Raw genomic sequence first — 233 nt, 5'->3', positions numbered from 1 at the left:
ATATTAGCCTTAGTTGCCTCTGGGTATAAATCTAAAAACTGGGTTACCTTACCACTATTTTGATCCTCTTGGGTGTAGCTAGAGGCGCTAAAATGAACCTTGCCATTAATTAGCACCATAGAATATACATAAGCAATATCGAGTGCTTGTGCAAGCTCAGAAAGCTGCTTACTTTTACTTTCGTAAGTTGCAAAGCTAATAGTTTGGGTTTTATTTATTTTACTGTGATAGTC

The 233-nt window shown here is 36.5% G+C and carries 1 pseudogene; it reads right to left on the bottom strand.

Annotated features, from left to right (window positions below):
• Positions 1-233: pseudogene (locus AAEY62_RS25005) on the bottom strand (GGDEF domain-containing protein); the annotation flags it as partial.

It is taken from the genome of Pseudoalteromonas sp. GW168-MNA-CIBAN-0100 (assembly GCF_040309225.1).
Lineage (GTDB): Bacteria > Pseudomonadota > Gammaproteobacteria > Enterobacterales > Alteromonadaceae > Pseudoalteromonas > Pseudoalteromonas arctica.
The sequence above is the reverse complement of the archived record's forward strand: the minus strand, read 5'-3'. Positions and strand labels throughout refer to the sequence as shown.